Origin of the sequence: Streptomyces sp. NPDC048612 (assembly GCF_043199295.1) — a bacterium.
Taxonomy (GTDB): domain Bacteria; phylum Actinomycetota; class Actinomycetes; order Streptomycetales; family Streptomycetaceae; genus Streptomyces.
The window spans coordinates 70,237-90,324 of sequence record NZ_JBICVV010000007.1 but is presented as its reverse complement, the minus strand read 5'-3'; the positions used below and the strand labels follow the sequence as shown (position 1 = coordinate 90,324).

1 protein-coding gene is annotated in these 20,088 nt (G+C 75.8%); it reads left to right on the top strand.

Translation table 11 applies throughout. The annotated features are described in order from the left end of the window. The first annotated feature begins 9 nt into the window (after positions 1 to 9). Positions 10 to 20,049: a non-ribosomal peptide synthase/polyketide synthase gene (locus ACGFN2_RS13455; RefSeq protein ID WP_393359938.1), complete on the top strand. Its 20,040-nt coding sequence runs from the start codon at positions 10 to 12 to the stop codon at positions 20,047 to 20,049. Positions 20,050 to 20,088: the final 39 nt, after the last annotated feature.

Sequence of the window (20,088 nt, the reverse complement as noted above, 5' to 3'; positions counted from 1 at the left end):
AACCCCGACATGACGTCTTCGCAGTCGAAGAAGGACCGTGCCGCGGCCCTGCCCCAGGAGTTGCAGGAGGCACTGCGCCGCCGCCTGGCGGGCCAGGCCCCGCCCGCGGCCAAGGCCAGGCAGCAGATCCCGCGCGCGGACCGCTCGGAGCCCCTGCCGCTCTCCTTCGCCCAGCAGCAGCTGTGGTTCCTGGACCAGCTCCGGCCCGGCGACGCGCGCTACAACAGCGCGGTCGCCCTCCGGCTGGCCGGCGCCCTGGACCGGTCGGCGCTGTCCCGGGCGCTGGACGCCGCGCTGGAACGCCATGAGTCCCTGCGGACCACGTTCGACGCCGTCGACGGACGGCCCGTGCAGACGGTGCGGCCGGCCGGTCCCGTGCCGCTGCCGGTGCACGACCTCGGGGCCGTGCCCGGCGCCCCGGCGGCGGGCACGGGGGAGGGCACCGGAGCGGACGCGGCGCTCGACGACCTGCTGCTGGCGGAGTACTCCCGCCCGTTCGACCTGCGCACCGGTCCGCTGCTGCGGGCCCTGCTGATCCGGCTGGCCGACGACGCGCACGTACTGCTGCTCACCGCGCACCACATCGTCACCGACGGCTGGTCCATGGGCGTGCTGCTGGACGAACTGTGCACGCTCTACGACGCCCTGGCCCACGGCGAGACGCCCGCGCTCGCCCCGGTGGCGACGCAGTACCCGGACTTCGCCGCCTGGCAGCGCGAGCGGCTGTCCGGCGCCCTGCTGGACGAGCAGCTCGCCTACTGGACCAAGCAGCTCGACCAGACCGTGCCGGCGGCGCTGCCGCTCGACCGTCCCCGCGGCGGGGAGGAGGCCGGTGACGGCGCCGTCCACACGTTCCGGGTCCCGGCGGCCACCACGGCCCGGCTCCGGGAGGTGGCGGCGGCGCAGCACACCACGCTGTTCGCGGCGCTGATCGCGGCCTGCCAGGCGCTGCTCGCCCGCTGGTCGGGACAGGACGACATCGCCGTCGGCTCGCTGACCCCCGGCCGCGGACGCACCGAACTGGAGCGCGCGGTCGGCCTCTTCGTCAACACGGTGGTGCTGCGCGCCCCCGTCGACACCGCCCGCTCCTACCGCGAGCTGCTGGACACCTCCGCCGGTGCCGTCCTCGACGCCTTCGCGCACGGCGACACCCCCTTCGAGCGGGTCGTGGAGGCCGCGGGCGCGGCCCGGGAAGCGGGCCGCAACCCGCTCTTCGACGTGATGGTCCTGCTCCACCCCGCCCCGCCGGCGGCCCCCGGACTGCGGGGGATCACGGCCGGGACCGTCACCGTGCCCCGCCGCTCGGCCACCTTCGACCTGAGCGTGGAGTTCGTCCCTGACGGGGACGGGCTGACCGGGCTGCTGGAGTACCGCACCGACCTCTTCGACGCCGGCACCGCCGCGCGGATGGCCGGGCAACTGGTGCTGCTGCTCGGGGGAGTCGCGGACGCACCGGACCGGCCGCTGGGCGAACTGTCCCTGCTGTCGGAGCGGGAACACCACCGGCTGACCACCGAGTGGAACGACACCGCGCTGTCCGTCCCGCCCACCACCTACCCCGCCGTCTTCGAGGCGCAGGCGGCCCGCACCCCGCACGCCCCGGCCCTGGTGGCCGGGGACACCACGCTGGACTACGCCGCGCTCAACACCCGCGCCAACCGGCTCGCCCACCACCTCATCGCCCGCGGCGCCGGCCCCGAACAGCTCGTCGCGCTGCGGCTGCCGCGCACCGCCGACATGGTCGTGGCGCTCCTCGCCGTGCTGAAGTCCGGCGCCGGATACCTGCCGGTCGACCCCGAACTCCCCGACGAGCGGACGCGGTTGCTGCTCGACGACGCCCGGCCGTCGCTGGTGCTCGACGAGGCGGCGCTGCGCGCGGTACCGGCCACCGCCCCCGCCCACGACCCCACCGACGCCGACCGCCGCGCCCCGCTGCACCCCGGCCACACCGCCTACGTCCTCTACACCTCCGGCTCCACCGGCCGCCCCAAGGGCGTGTCCGTGGAGCACCGTGCGCTGATGAACCTGCTGGCCGGCCACCGGCACGGCTTCGTCGCCGAGGCGGGCGGCGGTCCGCTGCGCACCGCCCTGACCGCGTCGTTCTCCTTCGACACCTCCCTGGAGGGCGTGCTGCTGATGGCCGACGGCCACCCGCTGCACCTGGTCGACGAGGTGACCCGGCTCGACCCGGCCGCCCTGGTCGAGTACGTCGTCGAGCACCGCATCGACTTCCTCGACCTGACCCCCTCCTACCTGCGCCAGCTGCTGCCCGCCGGGCTGCTCACCGACCCGCGCCACCACCCCCGGGTACTGATGCTCGGCGGCGAGGCCGTAGGCCCCGCGCTGTGGCGGGAGCTGGCCGGGCTGGACGAGGTCGCGGCCTACAACTTCTACGGCCCCACCGAGTGCACCGTCGACGCCCTGGCCTGCCGGATCGACGGCGCCACCCGCCCGGTGGTGGGCCGTCCGCTGGCCAATGTGCGCGCCCATGTCCTCGACGACCGCCTGCGGCCGGTGCCGCCCGGTGTCGGCGGCGAGCTGTATCTGGCGGGCGACCAGCTCGCCCGCGGCTATCTGAACCGGCCCGGTCTGACCGCAGCGCGGTTCGTGGCGGACCCGTTCGGGCCGCCCGGCAGCCGGCTGTACCGCACCGGCGACCTGGCCCGGTGGACCGCCGACGGACGGCTCGACTACCTGGGCCGCGCCGACGACCAGGTCAAGATCCGCGGCCACCGCATCGAGCCCGGCGAGGTCGAGGCGGCGCTGCTGGACCTGCCGGGCGTCGCCGGGGCGGCCGTGGTCGCCGTCACCGACGCCCACGGCCACGCCCGCCTCGCCGCCTACGTGGTGCCCGCCGCCGGCACCGGCCGGCCGGCCGCCTCCGCACTCCGGGCGGCCCTCCGGAGCACCCTGCCCGGCCACATGATGCCCGCCGCCTTCGTCACCCTGGACGGCCTGCCGCTCAACACCAGCGGCAAGCTGGACCGCCGCGCGCTGCCCGCCCCCGACCTCGACGCGGCCCCGCGCGAGCGGGAGTTCGTGGCCCCGCGCACCCCCGCCGAACGGGAACTGGCCGGGATCTGGGCCGCGGTGCTCGGCCTCGCGCGGGTCGGCGTCACCGACAACTTCTTCGAGCTGGGCGGCGACTCGATCCTCAGCATCCAGGCCGTCTCCCGCGCCCGCGCCGCCGGACTGAGCCTGACCTCCCGGGACGTCTTCCGGCACCAGACCGTCGCGGAGCTGGCCGCCGCCGCGGACCTGCGCACCGCCCCCGCACCCGCGGCGGCGCAGCCGGAGGAGACGGGACCGGCCCCGCTCACCCCCATCCAGGAGTGGTTCTTCGCCACCCACGGACCGCTGCGGCACTTCAGCATGTCGATGCTGCTCGACCTGCCGCCCGACCTCGACGCGGACGCCCTGGAGCGGGCCCTGCACGCGGTGGCCGCCCACCACCCGGCGCTCCGCACCCGGTTCGTCCGCACCGGCGACAGCTGGCGCCAGCACCCCGTCGACACCGTGCCGCCCGGCCTCCTGGCCCGGCACGACCTGTCCCGGACCACCGGCGCCGCGCGGGACGCCACCCGCACCGCCGCGGCCGACGCCGCCCGCTCGGACCTCGACCCCGCCGCCGGCACCCTGCTGCGCGCCGCCCTGCTGACGACCGGGCCGGGCAGCCGCCCCCAGCTGTTCCTGACGGCCCACCACCTCGCCGTCGACAGCGTCTCCTGGCGCATCCTGCTCACCGACCTGGAGCGCGCCTACCGCGCCGCCGCCGCGGGTGAGCCCCTCCCACTGGAGCCCGCCACCACACCGTTCACCACCTGGGCCGCCCGCCTGGCCCGGACGGTGCGGGACGGCGGACTCGACGGCGACCTGGCCCACTGGCGCGCCGAGAGCGAGACGCCCCGCACCCCGCTGCCGGTGGACCGCCCCGGCCCCGCAGTCGCCGGCTCGGTCCGCACCGTGCGCACCCGGCTCGGCCGCGACACCACCGAGGCCCTGCTGCGCCGGGTCCCCGGCGTCTACCGGACCCAGGTGAACGACGTGCTGCTCAGCGCGCTGGGCCGGGTGCTCGCCGACTGGGCGGGCACCGACCGGGTGACCGTCGCCCTGGAGGGACACGGCCGGGAGGACCTCGACGGCACCGACGGCACCGAGGACGGGCCGGCGGGCGCCGGTGAGGTCGATCTGTCCCGTACCGTCGGCTGGTTCACCACCCAGTACCCGGTCACCCTCACCCTCGACGGCCCGTCGCGGGAGCCGGACTGGGGCGCGACGCTCAAGGCGGTCAAGGAACGGCTGCGCGCCGTCCCCCGGCGCGGCCTCGGCTACGAGGCGCTGGCCCGCCTCGGCTCGCCGGACCCGGCCGCCCGCGCCCTGCGCGAACTGCCCCTGCCGCAGGTCTGCTTCAACTACCACGGCCAGTGGGACAGCGCGCCCGGCGGGGACTTCGCACCCGCCGGCGACGTCCCCGGCCGCGACCTCGATGCCGACGCACCGCTCGACCACCTGCTGGACATCTCGGCCGTGGTCGCCGACGGCGACCTGGAACTGACCTGGCACTACAGCGAGCAGGTGCACGACGAGCGCACGGTACGGCAGCTGGCGGACGGCACCGTCAGCGCGCTCACCGCGCTCGTGGCCCACTGCGCACGGCCGGACGCGGGCGGCCGTACCCCCTCCGACTTCCCCCTCGCCCGGCTGGACCAGGCCGGGGTGGACCGCCTGGCCGGGGACGGGCGCGCCGTCGAGGACCTCCTCCCGCTCACCCCGCTCCAGGAAGGCATGCTCTTCCACCGGCTGATGGGCGGGGCCGACGACGTCTACCTCGACCAGGCGTCCCTGCTGCTGGACGGCGTCGCCGACCCCCGCGCGTTCGCCCGGGCCTGGCAGCGGGTCGTCGACCGGACCCCGGCGCTGCGCACCGCGGTCGTCTGGGAGGACGTGCCCGTACCCCTGCAGATCGTGCACCGGCGGGTGACCGTGCCCACCGTTCACGTCGACTGGCGGGAACAGGACGAGGACGGGCAGGCGGCCGCACTCGCCCGGCTGCGGGACGAGGACCTCGCGCGGGGGCTGGACCTCGGCACCCCGCCGCTGATGCGGCTCACCCTGATCCGGCTGCCCGGCGGCAGGCTGCGGCTGCTGTGGACCTCGCACCACCTGATCCTGGACGGCTGGAGCCTGGCGCAGGTGCTGACGGAGGTGTGCGAGGAGTACGCCGCCCTCGTCGCGGGCCAGGACCGGACGGCGCCCGTGCGCCGCCCGTTCGGCGACTATGTGCGCTGGCTGTCCGGACGGGACGGCCGCGCCGCCGAGGAGCACTGGCGCACCGTCCTCGCGGGCTTCGCCACCCCGACGCCGCTGCCCTGCGACCGCCCGGCCCGGGAGGCCCACCGGGCCCGCTCCGCGGCGGTGGTCACCGCGAGCCTGCCCGTCGGACTGTCCCAGGAGCTGCTGCACACCGCCCGGCGCGGCGGACTCACCCTCAACACGGTGGTGCAGGGCGCCTGGGCGCTGCTGCTGGCGCGCTACAGCGGCGAGCCGGACGTGGTGTTCGGCACCACCGTGTCCGGCCGCCCGGACGCCCTGCCCGGCGTCGAGTCCATGGTCGGGATGTTCATCAACACCCTGCCCACCCGGGTACGGGTCGACGAACACCGCACCGCCGCCGACTGGCTGCGGGAGCTGCAGGACGCCCAGTCCGAGTCCCGGCGCTTCGAGGCGGTCTCGCTGGCGCAGCTGACCTCGCTCAGCGACGTCCCGGCGGGCACCGCGCTGTTCGACAGCATGGTCGCCTTCGAGAACTACCCGTTCGACGACGCCCGGACCTCCGGCGCCGGCGTGCGCATCCTGGACGTCGCCTCGCGCGATGCGACCAACTTCCCGCTGGTGCTGCGCGCCCACCACAGCGACCGCCTCGGCTTCGACCTGGCCCACGACCCGGACCTCTTCGACGCCGGCACCGTCCGCGCGCTCGCCGACCGGCTGTGCCTGCTGCTCACGGAGATCGCCGCCGGACCGGACCGGCCGCTGCGCGAGCTGGCGTGGACCACCGCCGGGGAACGGCGGCGGATGCTGGTCGACTGGAACGGCACCGAGCACGGGCGGCCCGAGCCGACCCTGGTCGACCTGTTCGAGGAGCGGGCCGCCCGCACCCCCGACGCCACCGCGGTGACCTGCGCCGGAAGCACCCTGTCCTACGCCGAACTCGACGCACGGGCCGGGCGGCTGGCCCACCGGCTGGCCGAGAGCGGCGCCGGGCCCGAGGGCTTCGTGGCGCTCGCCCTGCCCCGGTCCCCGGACATGATCGTGGCGCTGGTGGCGGTCCTGAAGACCGGCGCCGCCTACGTCCCCGTCGACCCGGAACTCCCCGGCAGCCGCCTTGCCCATCTGCTCACCGATGCCGCCCCGGCCCTGCTGGTGACCACCGCGGACGTCGCCGGACGGCTCGGGGACACCGCCTGCCCCCGGCTGCTCCTGGACGACCCCGCGGTCCGCGCCGACCTCGCACGGCGCCCCGCCACCGGCCCGGCCCCGGCCGTCCGCCCGCTGCCCGAGCACCCCGCCTACGTCATCTACACCTCGGGCTCCACCGGCCTGCCCAAGGGCGTGGTCGTCCCGCACGCCAACGTGGTCCGGCTGTTCTCCCGCACCCAGGACTGGTTCGCCTTCGACGAGCACGACGTGTGGACGCTGTTCCACTCCTACGCCTTCGACTTCTCCGTCTGGGAGATCTGGGGCGCGCTGCTGCACGGCGGCCGGCTCGTCATCGTCCCGCACGAGGTCACCCGTTCCCCCGAGGAGTTCCTGCGGCTGCTGGTCGACGAGCGGGTCACGGTCCTCAACCAGACCCCCTCGGCGTTCTACCCCCTGATGCGCGCCGACGCCGAACACCCGGACATCGGGGCGCGGCTGGCGCTGCGGCGGGTGGTCTTCGGCGGGGAGGCGCTGGACCTGGGACGGCTCGCCGACTGGTACGCGCGGCACCCGGAGTCCGCGCCCGTCCTGGTCAACATGTACGGGATCACCGAGACGACCGTGCACGTCTCCTACGCCCCCCTCGACCGCGCCACGGTCACCGCGGCCACCGGCAGCACCATCGGCCGCGGCATCCCCGACCTGCGGGTCCGGGTGCTCGACGGCCGCCTCGCCCCGGTGCCGCCCGGTGCCGTCGGCGAGCTGTACGTGGCCGGGGAGGGCCTGGCCCGCGGCTATCTGAACCGGCCCGGCCTGACCGCAGCGCGGTTCGTGGCGGACCCGTTCGGGCCGCCCGGCACCCGGATGTACCGCACCGGCGACCGGGCCCGCTGGCGGCCCGACGGCACCCTGGAGTACCTCGGCCGCGCCGACCAGCAGGTCAAGATCCGCGGCTTCCGGATCGAACCCGGCGAGATCGAGGCCGCCCTGACCGCGCACCCGGACGTCGCCGAGGCCGTGGTCGGGGTGCGCGAGGACACCCCCGGAGTGCGGCGGCTGGTGGCCCATGTCGTGGGCACCGGTCCGGGTGCCGCCCCGTCCGCCGCCGCGCTGCGCGCCCACCTCGCGGACACCCTGCCCGCCCACATGGTGCCCGCCGCCTATGTCGCCCTGGATGCCCTGCCGTTGACCGTCAACGGCAAGCTCGATCACCGGGCGCTGCCCGCCCCCGGCCCGGACGGCTTCGCCGCCGGCGAGGACCGCACCGCCCCGCGCACCGAGGCGGAGCGCCTCGTCGCGCGGGTGTGGTCCGAGGTCCTGGACACCCGCGAACTGGGCGTGGAGGACGGCTTCTTCGCCCTGGGCGGCGACTCGATCCTCGCCATCCGTGTCACCTCCCGGCTGCGCGCCGCCCTCGGCGCCGAGGTCTCGCCCCGGCTGCTGTTCACCCACTCCACCGTCGGCGCCCTGGCCGCCGCACTGCCGGACCCGGCGGCGGCCCGCCGGACACCGGACGACACGATCCCGGCCGCGGACCGCACCGCCGCCCTGCCGCTGTCCTTCGCCCAGCAGCGCCTGTGGTTCCTGGACACCTTCGAGCCGGACAGCACCGCCTACGTCACCTACTTCGTGCTGCGCCTGCGCGGCGCCCTCGACGCGGCGGCCCTGCGCACCGCCCTGGACGCCCTGGTGGCCCGGCACGAACCGCTGCGCACCACCTTCGCCGAACAGGACGGCCACGCCGCCCAGCGCGTCCACGCCCCCCGGGCGGTCGAGCTGCCGCTGGACGACCTGTCGGACACCCCGGCGCAGGACCGCGACGGCGCACTCGACGCGCTGCTGGCCCGCGAGGGCGCCGTCCCGTTCGACCTGGGCAACGGGCCGCTGCTGCGGACCCGGCTGATCCGGCTCGGCGCCGGGGAACACGTCCTGACGCTGGCCATGCACCACATCGTCACCGACGGCTGGTCCACCGCCGTCCTCGGCCGCGACCTGGGCGAGCTGTACGCGGCCGCCCTCCAGGACCGCCGCCCCGACCTGCCCGCACTGCCCCTCCAGTACGCCGACTACGCGGCCTGGCAGCGGGCCCGCGCGGCCGCCGCCGATGACGCGCAACTCGCCTACTGGCGGCGGAAGCTGTCCGGCGTGGCGCCGCTGGAGCTGCCCACCGACCGGCCGCGGCCCGCCGTCCGCACCGAGAACGGCGCGCTGCTGGAGTTCTCGCTGCCCGCCGCGCTGACCGACCGGCTGCGGGAGACCGGCCGCCGCGCCGACGCCACCCTCTACATGACCCTGCTCGCGGCCTGCCAGGTGCTGCTCGCCCGCTGGGCCGGCCAGGAGGACGTCGCGGTCGGCACCGTCGCCTCCGGGCGCGAGCGCCCCGAACTGGAGCATCTGGTCGGGATGTTCGTGAACACCCTGACGCTGCGCAGCCGGGTGCGCGACGACCTGCCGTTCACCGCGCTGCTGTCGGAGGTGCGCACCACCGTCCTGGAGGCGTTCGCCCACCAGGACGTGCCCTTCGAGCGGCTCGTCGACGTGCTCCAGCCCGAACGGGACACCAGCCGCACCCCCCTCTTCCAGGTCATGGTGGCCCTGCACAACCTGGGCGGCGAGGCACCGCACCTGCCGGGCCTCGATGTCGAGACCGTCCAGCCGCCGGGCCGGCACGCCGCCTTCGACCTCGGCTTCGACTTCGTGGAGCGCGACGGCGGCCTCACCGGCTACGTCGAGTACAACACCGACCTGTTCGACGCGGACACCGTCGAGCGGGCGACCGCCCGGCTGCGCCTGCTGCTGGAAGCGGTCGCCGACGACCCCGCCCGGACGGTCGGCGCCCTGCCGCTGCTGTCCGGTGCCGAGCGGCGGCAGGTGCAGGAGGAGTGGCAGGGCGAGACCCAGCCCGTCCCCGACCAGACCTTCGTCGACCTGTTCGAGGCGCAGGCGGCCCGCACCCCGCACGCCACGGCACTGGTGGCCCGGGACGCCACGCTGGACTTCGCCGCCCTCAACGAGCGCGCCAACCGGCTCGCCCACCACCTGATCTCGCTCGGCGTCGGCCCGGAGCGGGTGGTCGCCGTCCAGCTGCCGCGCACCTCGGACATGCCGGTGGCGCTCCTCGCCGTCCTCAAGGCGGGCGGCACCCAGCTGTCCCTGGACCCCGAACTCCCCGCCGAACGCGTCGCGTTCCTGCTCGCGGACGCCGCGCCGCGCACCGTCCTGACGGCCGACGCGCTGCGCGACGCCCCCCTCGACCGGCAGCCCGCCCACAACCCCACGGACGCCGACCGCGTGGCGGCCCTGTGCGCCACCCACACCGCGTACATCAACTACACCTCCGGCTCCACCGGCCGCCCCAAGGGCGTCGCCGTCGAACACCGCCAGCTGGTCAACCTCTGCCACGACCACCGGGCCGGGCTCCTCGCCCCGCACACCACCGGCACCCGGCCCCTGCGCTTCGCGCTGAGCGCCGCCTTCTCCTTCGACACCTCGTGGGAGGGCCCGCTGCTGCTGGCCCTCGGCCAGGAGGTCCACCTCATCGACGAGGACGTGCGCCTGGACCCGGCGGCCTTCGTCGGCCAGGTCGCCGGCAGCGGCCTGGACTGCGTCAACGTGACCCCGTCCTTCCTGCACGAGCTGATGGCCGCCGGGCTGCTCACCGGTGACCACCACCGCCCCCGGATCGTCATGGTCGGCGGTGAGGCGGTCGGCGCCCCGCTGTGGCAGGAGCTGGCGGCGACCGAGGGCCTCACCGCCTACAACGTCTACGGCCCCACCGAGTGCACCGTCGACGCCGTGTACGGCCGTGTCACCGGCACCGGGCGTCCGGTGATCGGCCGGCCGGGCCGCAACCTGCGCGCCTATGTGCTCGACGGCGCCCTGCGGCCGGTCCCGGTCGGGGTGCCGGGGGAGCTGTACCTCGCCGGTGCCCAGGTCGCCCGCGGCTACCTGGGACGCCCCGGGCTCACCGCAGGGCGCTTCGTCGCCGACCCGTTCGGCCCGCCCGGCACCCGGATGTACCGCACCGGCGACCGCGCGCGCCGGGACGGGCACGGGCGGCTGGAGTACCTGGGACGCACCGACGAACAGGTCAAGATCCGGGGCTTCCGGATCGAGCCCGGCGAGATCGAGGCCGCCCTGCTCACCGACCCCACGGTGGCGGACGCCGTGGTGGTGGCCGCCGAACACGGCGGCCGGGCACGGCTGGTGGCCTATGTGGTGCCCGCCGGGGAGCGGACACCCCCGGCCGACGAGCTGCGGGTCCGGCTGCGCCGCACCCTGCCGGACTACATGGTCCCCGCGGTGTTCGTCCCCCTGGACCGCATCCCGCGCACCAGCAGCGGCAAGACCGACCGGCGCGCCCTGCCCGAGCCCCCGGCTGGGCCCGACACCGCGACCCGGTACGTGGCCCCGCGCACCGACACCGAGACCTGCCTAGCCGGGATCTGGGCGGAGGTGCTCGGCGTCCCCCGGGTCGGCGTCGAGGACAACTTCTTCGCCCTGGGCGGCGACTCGATCCTCAGCATCCAGATCGTGTCCCGGGCCCGCCGGGCCGGCCTCGGACTCACCTCCAAGGACGTCTTCCGCCACCAGACGGTCGCCGAACTCGCCCTGCGCACCGCCGCGGTGACCCCGCCGCCCGCCGACGGCGCCGGGGCCCCGGACGGACCGGCCCCGCTCACCCCCATCCAGCACTGGTACCTCGACGGCCGCCGGCCCGGGGACACCCTGCGCTTCACCATGACCAACCGGCTCGAACTCGCCCCGGGGAGCGATGAGACGGCGCTGCGGCACGCGGTCGACGCCCTGGTGGCCCGCCACGAGGCGCTGCGCACCCGGTTCGGCCACACCGACGGCGCCTGGCACCAGGAGGTGCTGCCGGCCGCCCCGGCGGACGTCCTCACCCGCCACGACCTGGCCGGTCTCGACGCCGCCGGGCGCGAGGAGGCCGTCCAGCGGGCGACCGCCGCCGCGCAGCGCTCCCTCGACGTCACCGAGGGCCGGGTCGTACGGGCCCTGTACTTCGACCGCGGCCCCGGCCTCCCCGCCCAACTCGTGCTCACCGTCCACCACCTGGTGGTCGACGGGGTCTCCTGGCGCATCCTGCTGGGTGACCTGGAGACCGCCTACCGCGACGCCGCCGCCGGCCGGACGCCCGCCCTCGCCCCGGCGAGCAGCGGCTACGGACACTGGGCGGCCCGCCTGGAACGGCACGCCCGGTCCGGCGCCTTCGACGGCGACGTGCCGTACTGGACCCGGGTCTGCCGGACCCCGGCGGACCTCCCCGCCGGCCGGCCGGGCACCAACACCCACGGCGGCGCCGCCACCGTGACCGTCCGCCTGGGCCGTGCCGAGACCGACGCGCTGCTGCGCCAGGTCCCCGAGGTCTACCGCACCCAGGTCAACGACGTCCTGCTCAGCGCCCTCGGCCGCACCCTGACCCGCTGGAGCGGCCAGGACTCCGTCCTCATCGGCGTGGAGGGCCACGGCCGCGAGGACCTCTTCGGCGACCTCGACCTCTCCCGCACCGTCGGCTGGTTCACCGCCGAGTTCCCGCTCGCCCTGTCCGTCACACCGGACGCCGACTGGCGCGACACCCTCCGGTCCGTCAAGGAGCAGCTGCGCGCCGTACCGCTGCGGGGCCTGAGCTACGGCGCGCTGCGCCACCTGCTGCCGCGGAGCCCGCTGCCCGACGCACCGGCCCCGCGCATTGGCTTCAACTACCACGGCCAGTGGGACATCGCCGCCGGACGCCCGGACGACGACGGCCTGTACCGGGCCGCCCTGCCGCCCGCCGGACAGGACACCGACCCCGACGAGCCCCGCGCCTACCTGCTGGACGTCACCGGCGTGGTCCAGGACGGCCGGCTCGAACTCGGCTGGACCTACCCGCCGTCGGTGTACGACGAGTCCACCGTCCGCCGCCTCGCCGAGGACACCCTCACGGCGCTGACCGAGATCGTCGCGCACTGCGCCCGCCCCGGCACCGGCGGCCGCACCCCGTCCGACTTCCCGCTCGCCGGGCTCGACCAGCACCAGGTGGACCTGATCGTGGGCGACGGGCGGGAGGTGGCGGACATCCATCCGCTCACCCCGCTCCAGGCCGGCATGCTCTTCCACGGGCTGGTCGACTCGGCGGGCGCCTACTTCGACCAGACGGTGCTGCGGATCGCCGGGGTCGCCGACCCGCAGGCGTTCGCCGCGGCCTGGCAGCGCGTCGCCGACCGCACCCCGGCGCTGCGCAGCAGCGTCCGCTGGCAGGGCCTGCCCGGCCCCGTGCAGGTCGTACACCACCGGGCCGAGCTGCCGGTCACCCTGCACGACTGGCGCACCCTGACCACCGGCGAGCGCGACCGCGCCACCGACCGGCTGCTCGCCGCCGACCGGGCGGCCGGGATGGACGTCACCACCGCACCGCTGAGCCGCCTCGCGGTGGCCGCGCTGCCCGGTGACGAGATCCTGCTCGTGTGGTCCTCGCACCACCTGATGCTCGACGGCTGGAGCACCGGACTGCTCTTCGCGGACGTCTGCGCACAGTACGCGGCGACGGCAGCGGGACGCGAGGCCGGACCGGCGGCCCGCCGCCCGTTCAGGGACTTCCTGCAGTGGCTGGCGGAACAGGACGAGACGGCGGCCGAACGGCACTGGACCGAAGCCCTCGCCGGATTCACCGCCCGCACCCCGCTGCCCTACGACCGGCCGCCCGTCGAGGCGCACCGTGCCCGGTCGGACGCACTGGTGCACCGGGAACTCACCCCCGAGGTCTCGGCCCGGCTGCGCGAGACGGCCGGGCGGAACGGCTTGACCGTCAACACGGTGGTGCAGGGCGCCTGGGCGCTGCTGCTGGCGCGCTACAGCGGCCGCCGGGACGTGGTGTTCGGCACCACGGTCTCGGGCCGCCCGGCCGAACTCCCCGGCGTGGAGTCGATGGTCGGCATGTTCATCAACACCGTGCCGACCCGGGTCCGTACCGACGGCGGCCAGGGCGTCCTGTCCTGGCTGCGCGACCTCCAGTCGCGGCAGAGCGACGCCCGGCGCTTCGACTTCGTCTCGCTCGCCCGCATCCAGGCCCTCGGCGAACTCCCGCCGGGCGAGGCGCTGTTCGACAGCATGACGGTCTTCGAGAACTACCCCTTCGACGAGGCGGCCACCACGGAGGCGGGCATCCGCATCCAGGACGTCCGCGCCGAGGACGCCACCAACTTCCCGCTGTGCCTGCGCGCCTACCTCGCCGACCGGCTCGGCTTCGACCTCGCCTACGACGGGACGCTGTTCGACCGGACGACGGTGGAGCGGGCCGCGGCCCACCTGGAGACCCTGCTCACCGCGCTCGCCGACGGCACCGCCCGCTCCCTGGACGACCTCGGCCTGCTCACCGCCGCCGACCGCGCGGTACTCGACCGGTGGAACACCACCGCACGCCCCGCCGCGGCCGGCTCGCCGGTGGACCTGTTCGCCGACCGGGTGCGGCGCACCCCCGACGCCACGGCGCTCGCCCACGCCGACGGCGAAGAACTGACCTACCGTCAACTCGCCGACTGGTCGGACCGGGTGGCCGCCCGGCTGCTGGCGGACGGCCTGCCCCCCGAGAGCCGGGTGGCGCTCCTCATGGACCGCTCGGCGGAACTCGTGGTGGCCCAGCTGGCGGTGCTCAAGGCGGGCGGCGCCTATGTGCCCGTGGACAGCCGGGCACCCGACGAACGCCGGCGGATGCTGCGCGAACAGGCGGGAGCGACGGCGGAGCTGACCGCGCAGACGGTGGCCGCCGCCCGGACCGGCGGACCGGCCGGTACGCCGGAGCTGCCGGCCGCCGACCCGGACCGGCTGGCCTACGTGATGTTCACCTCCGGGTCGACCGGCGTCCCCAAGCCCGTGGGCGTGCGCCACCGCGACATCGCGGCGCTCGCCACCGACAGCCGCTTCACCGGCCCGGCCTGCGCACGGGTGCTGCTGCACTCCCCGGTGGCCTTCGACGCCGCCACCTTCGAGGTCTGGGCGCCGCTGCTGAACGGCGGACGCGTCGTGGTGGCCCCGACCGGCACGGTGGACGCCGCCCTGCTGCGGCGCCTGGCCACCGGGGGAGAGGTCACGGCCCTGTGGCTGACCGCCGGGCTCTTCCGGCTGCTGGCCCAGGACGCGCCCGACTGCTTCGACGGGCTGGCCCAGGTGTGGACCGGCGGCGACGTGGTCCCGGCGGCCGCCGTGCGCCGGGTGCTGGCCGCCTGCCCCGGCCTCACCGTGGTGGACGGCTACGGCCCCACCGAGACCACCACCTTCGCCACCTCCTTCCCCATGAGCGACGCCACGGCGGTCCCCGGGACCGTGCCGATCGGTCACCCGCTGGACGACATGCGGGTCCATGTCCTCGATGCCCGGATGCGGCCCGTACCGCCCGGCACCGCGGGCGAACTCTTCCTGGCGGGCGAGGGCGTGGCCCGCGGCTACCTCGGGCGCCCCGGCGCCACCGCGGACCGCTTCGTCGCCGACCCCTCCGGCCCGCCCGGCGCCCGGATGTACCGCACCGGTGACCTGGCCCGCCGGCGCCCCGACGGCACGGTGGAGTTCCTCGGCCGCGCCGACGACCAGGTCAAGATCCGGGGCTTCCGGGTCGAGCCCGGCGAGGTGGAGGGCGCCCTCGCGGCCCACCCCGGCGTCGTGGACGTCGCGGTGGTGGCCCGCGAGGAACGCCCCGGGACGAAGCGGCTGATCGCCTATGTGGTGGGCCGCGACGGCCTGGACACCGAGGCGCTGTGGGCCCACGCCCGGCAGACGCTGCCCGACTACCTCGTCCCCGCGGTGTTCGTGCCGCTCGCCGCGCTGCCGCTCAGCGCCAACGGCAAGGTGGACCGGGCGGCCCTGCCCGCACCCGCCGCCGGTACGGGCCGGCCGGCGCCGGTCGCTCCGCGCACCGACGCCGAACGCCGCACGGCCGAGGTCTGGGCCGAGGTCCTCGGCGTGGCGGACGTCGGTGTGGAGGACGACTTCTTCGCGAGCGGCGGCGACTCGATCCTGAGCATCCGGCTGACCTCCCGGCTGGCGGAGGCGTTCGGCACCGACCTCACCCCGCGCGCGGTGTTCACCCACCCGACCCCGGCCGCGCTCGCCGCCCTGCTGACGCGGGGGGAGGGGGCCGCCGTACCGCGCGCCGCCATCCTCCCTGCGCCCCGGGACACCGCGCCGCCGCTGTCCTTCGCCCAGCAACGCCTGTGGTTCCTCGACGCGTTCGCGCCCGGCAGCACCGAGTACATCACCCCGCTGGCACTGCGCCTGCGCGGCCGGCTCGACACCGCCGCGCTCGGCACCGCGCTGACCGCGCTGGTGGCCCGGCACGAGTCGCTGCGCACCACCTTCGACTCCGTGGAAGGCCAGGGCATCCAGGTCATCCACCCGCCCCAGGACGTGCCGCTGCCGCTGCACGACCTGTCGGCGCTGCCCGCCGGCGAGCGCACCACGCGGCGGGACGAGCTGCTGGCCGAGGACCGCACCCGGCCCTTCGACCTGCGCGAGGGCCCGCTGCTGCGGGCCGGACTGATCCGGCTGGCCGACGACGACCACGTCCTGACGCTGACCCTGCATCACATCGTCACCGACGGCTGGTCGACCGCCGTGCTCACCGGCGACCTCGCCCACCTCTACCGGGCCGCCCTCGACGACACCACCCCCGCCCTGCCGCCGCTGCCGGTCCAGTACGCCGATGTCGCACACTGGCAGCGCACCGCCCACGGCACGGCCGCCGAGGAGCAACTGCGCTACTGGCAGGAGCGCCTGGCCGGTGCCGAGCCCCTGAACCTGCCCACCGACCGGCCCCGGCCGGCCGTACAGACCAGGAGCGGCGCCACGGTCCCGCTGGTCCTCGGGCCGGACACCGCCCGCCGGCTGGCGGAGTTCGGCCGGGCCCGGCAGACCACGCTGTTCACCACCCTGGTCGCCGCCGCGCAGACCCTCTTCGCGCGGCTGTCCGGACAGCGCGACATCGCCGTCGGCACCGTCACCGCGGGCCGCGACCGCGCCGAGACCCAGCGCCTGATCGGCTTCTTCGTCAACACGCTGGTCCTGCGCTCGGCCGTCGACCCGGACGAGCCGTTCCCCGCGTTCCTGATCCGGGTGCGGGACACCGTCCTCGACGCCTTCGCGCACCAGGACGTGCCGTTCGAGCAGGTGGTGGACGAGGTCCAGCCGCTCCGCGACACCAGCCGCACGCCGCTCTTCCAGGCCATGGTCGTCCTCCAGAACGCGCCCGGAGCGGACCTGGACCTGCCCGGTCTCCAGGTGAGCGACATCGAACCGGACACCCACCACGCCGGCTTCGACCTCACCCTGGAGTTCGCCGAAACCGACACCGGCGCACTCCACGGGCTGCTCACCTACAACACCGACCTGTTCGACGCGGTGACCGCCGCGCGGATGGCCGACCAGCTCACCACGCTGCTGACCGGCATCGCCGAGGACCCGCACCGCCCCCTCGGCGCCCTGCCGCTGGCCCCGGACGCCGAACTGCGCCGCCTGCTGGCCCACGGGACCGCCACCGGCGGCACGGTGGCCCCGGCCACCCTGCCCGAACTCTTCCAGCGGCAGGCGGCCCGGACACCCGTAGCGGTGGCGCTCACCGACGGCACCCGCGAACTGACCTTCGCCGGGCTGGAGCGCGCGGCCAACCGGCTGGCCCACCACCTGATCGGCCGCGGGGTCGGCCCCGAGAGTGTGGTGGCGCTGGAACTGCCCCGCTCGGCGGAGACGGTGGTGGCCCAGCTCGCGGTCACCAAGGCGGGCGGCGCCTTCCTGCCCGTGGACCCGGCCTACCCGGACGGGCGGCGGGAGTTCATGGTCCGCGACTCCGCGGCCACGGTGGTCCTCGACGACCCGGCCGCCGTCTGGCGGACCGACGGCCCCGACACCGCGCCCACCGACGCGGACCGCCGCACCCCGCTGACGGACGCGCACCCGGCCTACGTCATCTACACCTCCGGATCGACCGGCACCCCCAAGGCCGTGGTGGTCACCCACACCGGCCTCGCCGGCTTCGCCGTGGCCGCCGCCGGCCGGTACGGCGTACACGAGGGCGACCGGGTCCTGCAGTTCGCCTCACCCAGCTTCGACGCCTCCGTCCTGGAGCTGTGCGTCTCGCTGCTCGCCGGAGCGACGCTGGTCGCGGGCGAGGAGGGACCGCTGCTCGGCGACCGGCTGGCCCAGGTGCTCGGCGACCGGCGGATCACCCACGCCCTGATCCCGCCCGCCGCCCTGGCCACCGTGCCGCCCGAGGCCGCCGGTGCCCTGCCCCACCTGCGCACCCTGATCGTCGGCGCCGAGGCCTGCCCCGCCGACCTGGTGGCGCGCTGGGCCCCCGGCCGTCGCATGATCAACTCCTATGGCCCGACCGAGGCCACGGTGGTGTCCACCTGGACCGGCCCGCTGACTCCGGACGCGGGCGCGCCGCCCATCGGCCGCCCCGTCGACGGCACCCGGGCCTACGTCCTGGACGCCGCCCTGCGCCCCGTACCCGTCGGGGTGACCGGCGAGCTGTACGTCGCCGGCCCCGGGCTCGCCCGCGGATACCTGGCCCGTCCCGGGCTGACCGCGGCCCGCTTCGTCGCCGACCCGTTCGGCGCGCCCGGCGAACGGATGTACCGCACCGGCGACTTGGTGCGGTGGGGCGCCGACGGCGAGCTGCGCTACGCCGGACGCGCCGACGACCAGGTCAAGGTGCGCGGCTTCCGCATCGAACCCGGCGAGATCGAGAGCGCGCTGCGCAGCGGTCCCCATGTGCGCGACGCGGTGGTGGCCGTACGCGCCGCGGCCGGCCGGCCTCCCGCCGGCCCGGCACGGCTGGTGGCCTACGTCGTCCCGGCCGACGGCGCCCCGGACCCGCTGCCCGTCCCGGAGCTGCGCGCTCACCTGGCCGGGCTGCTGCCGCCGCACATGGTGCCGTCGGTGTTCGTCCCGCTGGCGCGGCTGCCGCTCACCCCGAACGGCAAGACCGACCGGCACGCCCTGCCCGACCCCGGCCCGGCCTCCGGCACCACCGGCCCGCACCGCGCGCCGCGTACCGACACCGAACGCCGGATCGCGGAGATCTGGGGCGACGTCCTGGGCCTCGACACCGTCGGAGCCGACGACAACTTCTTCGAGCTCGGCGGCGACTCGATCCTGAGCATGCAGGTGGTGTCCCGGCTGCGCCGGGACGGACTGCACCTGGCCACCAAGGACCTGTTCACCCACCAGACGGTGGCGGCCCTGGCCACCGTCGTCACCACCGGCCCGGACCGGACCGACAGCGGCCCGGTGACCGGCGACCTGCCGCTCACCCCGATCCAGCAGTGGTTCCTGGCCACCCCCCGGGCCAACCACCACCACTTCAACCAGTCGGCACTGCTCGAACTCGACGGCACCCCCGACCCGGCCGCCCTCGGCCAGGCGCTGGCCGCCCTGCTGGAGCACCACGACGCGCTGCGGATGCGCTTCACCGAGGAGGACGGCCGCTGGCACCAGCACAACCCGCCGCCCGCGACCCCGCACCAGCTCCTCGTCCGGCACGACCTGACCGGTCTGCCGCCCGAGGAGGCCGACACGGCCATGGAGAAGGCCGCCGACGACCTGCACACCGGCTTCGACATCAGCCACGGCCCGCTGCTGCGCGCGGCACTGTTCACCGGCGACCAGGACCGCCCCGCCTTCCTGCTCCTGGTGGCCCACCACCTGGTCGTCGACGCGGTCTCCTGGCGCATCCTGCTGGACGATCTGGAGACCGCCTACCACCAGGCCACGGCAGGGCAGACCGGCACCCTCGGCGAGCGGACCACCGCTTTCCGGGACTGGTCCAGGGGCCTGGCCGCACTCGTCGCCGACGGCGGGCTGGACCACGAACTCCCGTACTGGGAAGAGGCGGTCACCTCCGCCCCGCTGCCCGTCGACCATGACACCGACACCCCGTCCGGCACCTCCCGCACGGTGTCCGTGACCCTCGACGAGCCGGACACGGCGGCGCTGCTGCGCGCCGCCCCCACCGCCTACCGCACCCGCATCAACGACGTCCTGCTGGCCGCCCTGGCCCTGGCCCTGGCCCGCTGGACCGGCCAGGAGCGGGTCTGCATCGACCTCGAAGGACACGGCCGGGAGGACGTCCTGGACGGCGTGGACCTCTCCCGTACGGTCGGCTGGTTCACCACCGTCTACCCGGTCGGCCTCCAGGTGCCGGACCCCGCGGAGCCCGGTCCCTCCCGGGACTGGCGGGCCCTGGTCAAGTCGGTCCGGCGCCAGCTGCGTACCGTCCCCGGCAACGGCCTCGGCTTCGGTGCCCTGCGCACCCACGGCCCCGACGAGGTGCGCGAACGCCTCGACCGCACCGGCCGCGGGCAGATCGTGTTCAACTACCTGGGCCAGTGGGACGCGCGGCCCGACGGCTCCACCGGTGCCCTGGTCCGTGCCGAGCACGGCTCCTTCGGCCAGGACCACGACCCCCGCGACGGCGGCTCCCACCTGCTGGAGGCCGTCGGCGCGGTCCAGGACGGCCGGCTCGCCTTCACCTGGCACTACCGCCCCGACGTCCACGAGGAGACGACCGTACGGGCGGTGGCCGAGGACTTCGCCGAGGCACTCCGCCACATCGCCCGGCACGCCAGGAACAGCGCATGAGGGGCCGCATACCGGGGCGTTGCCCCCCGTCGCGCCCTG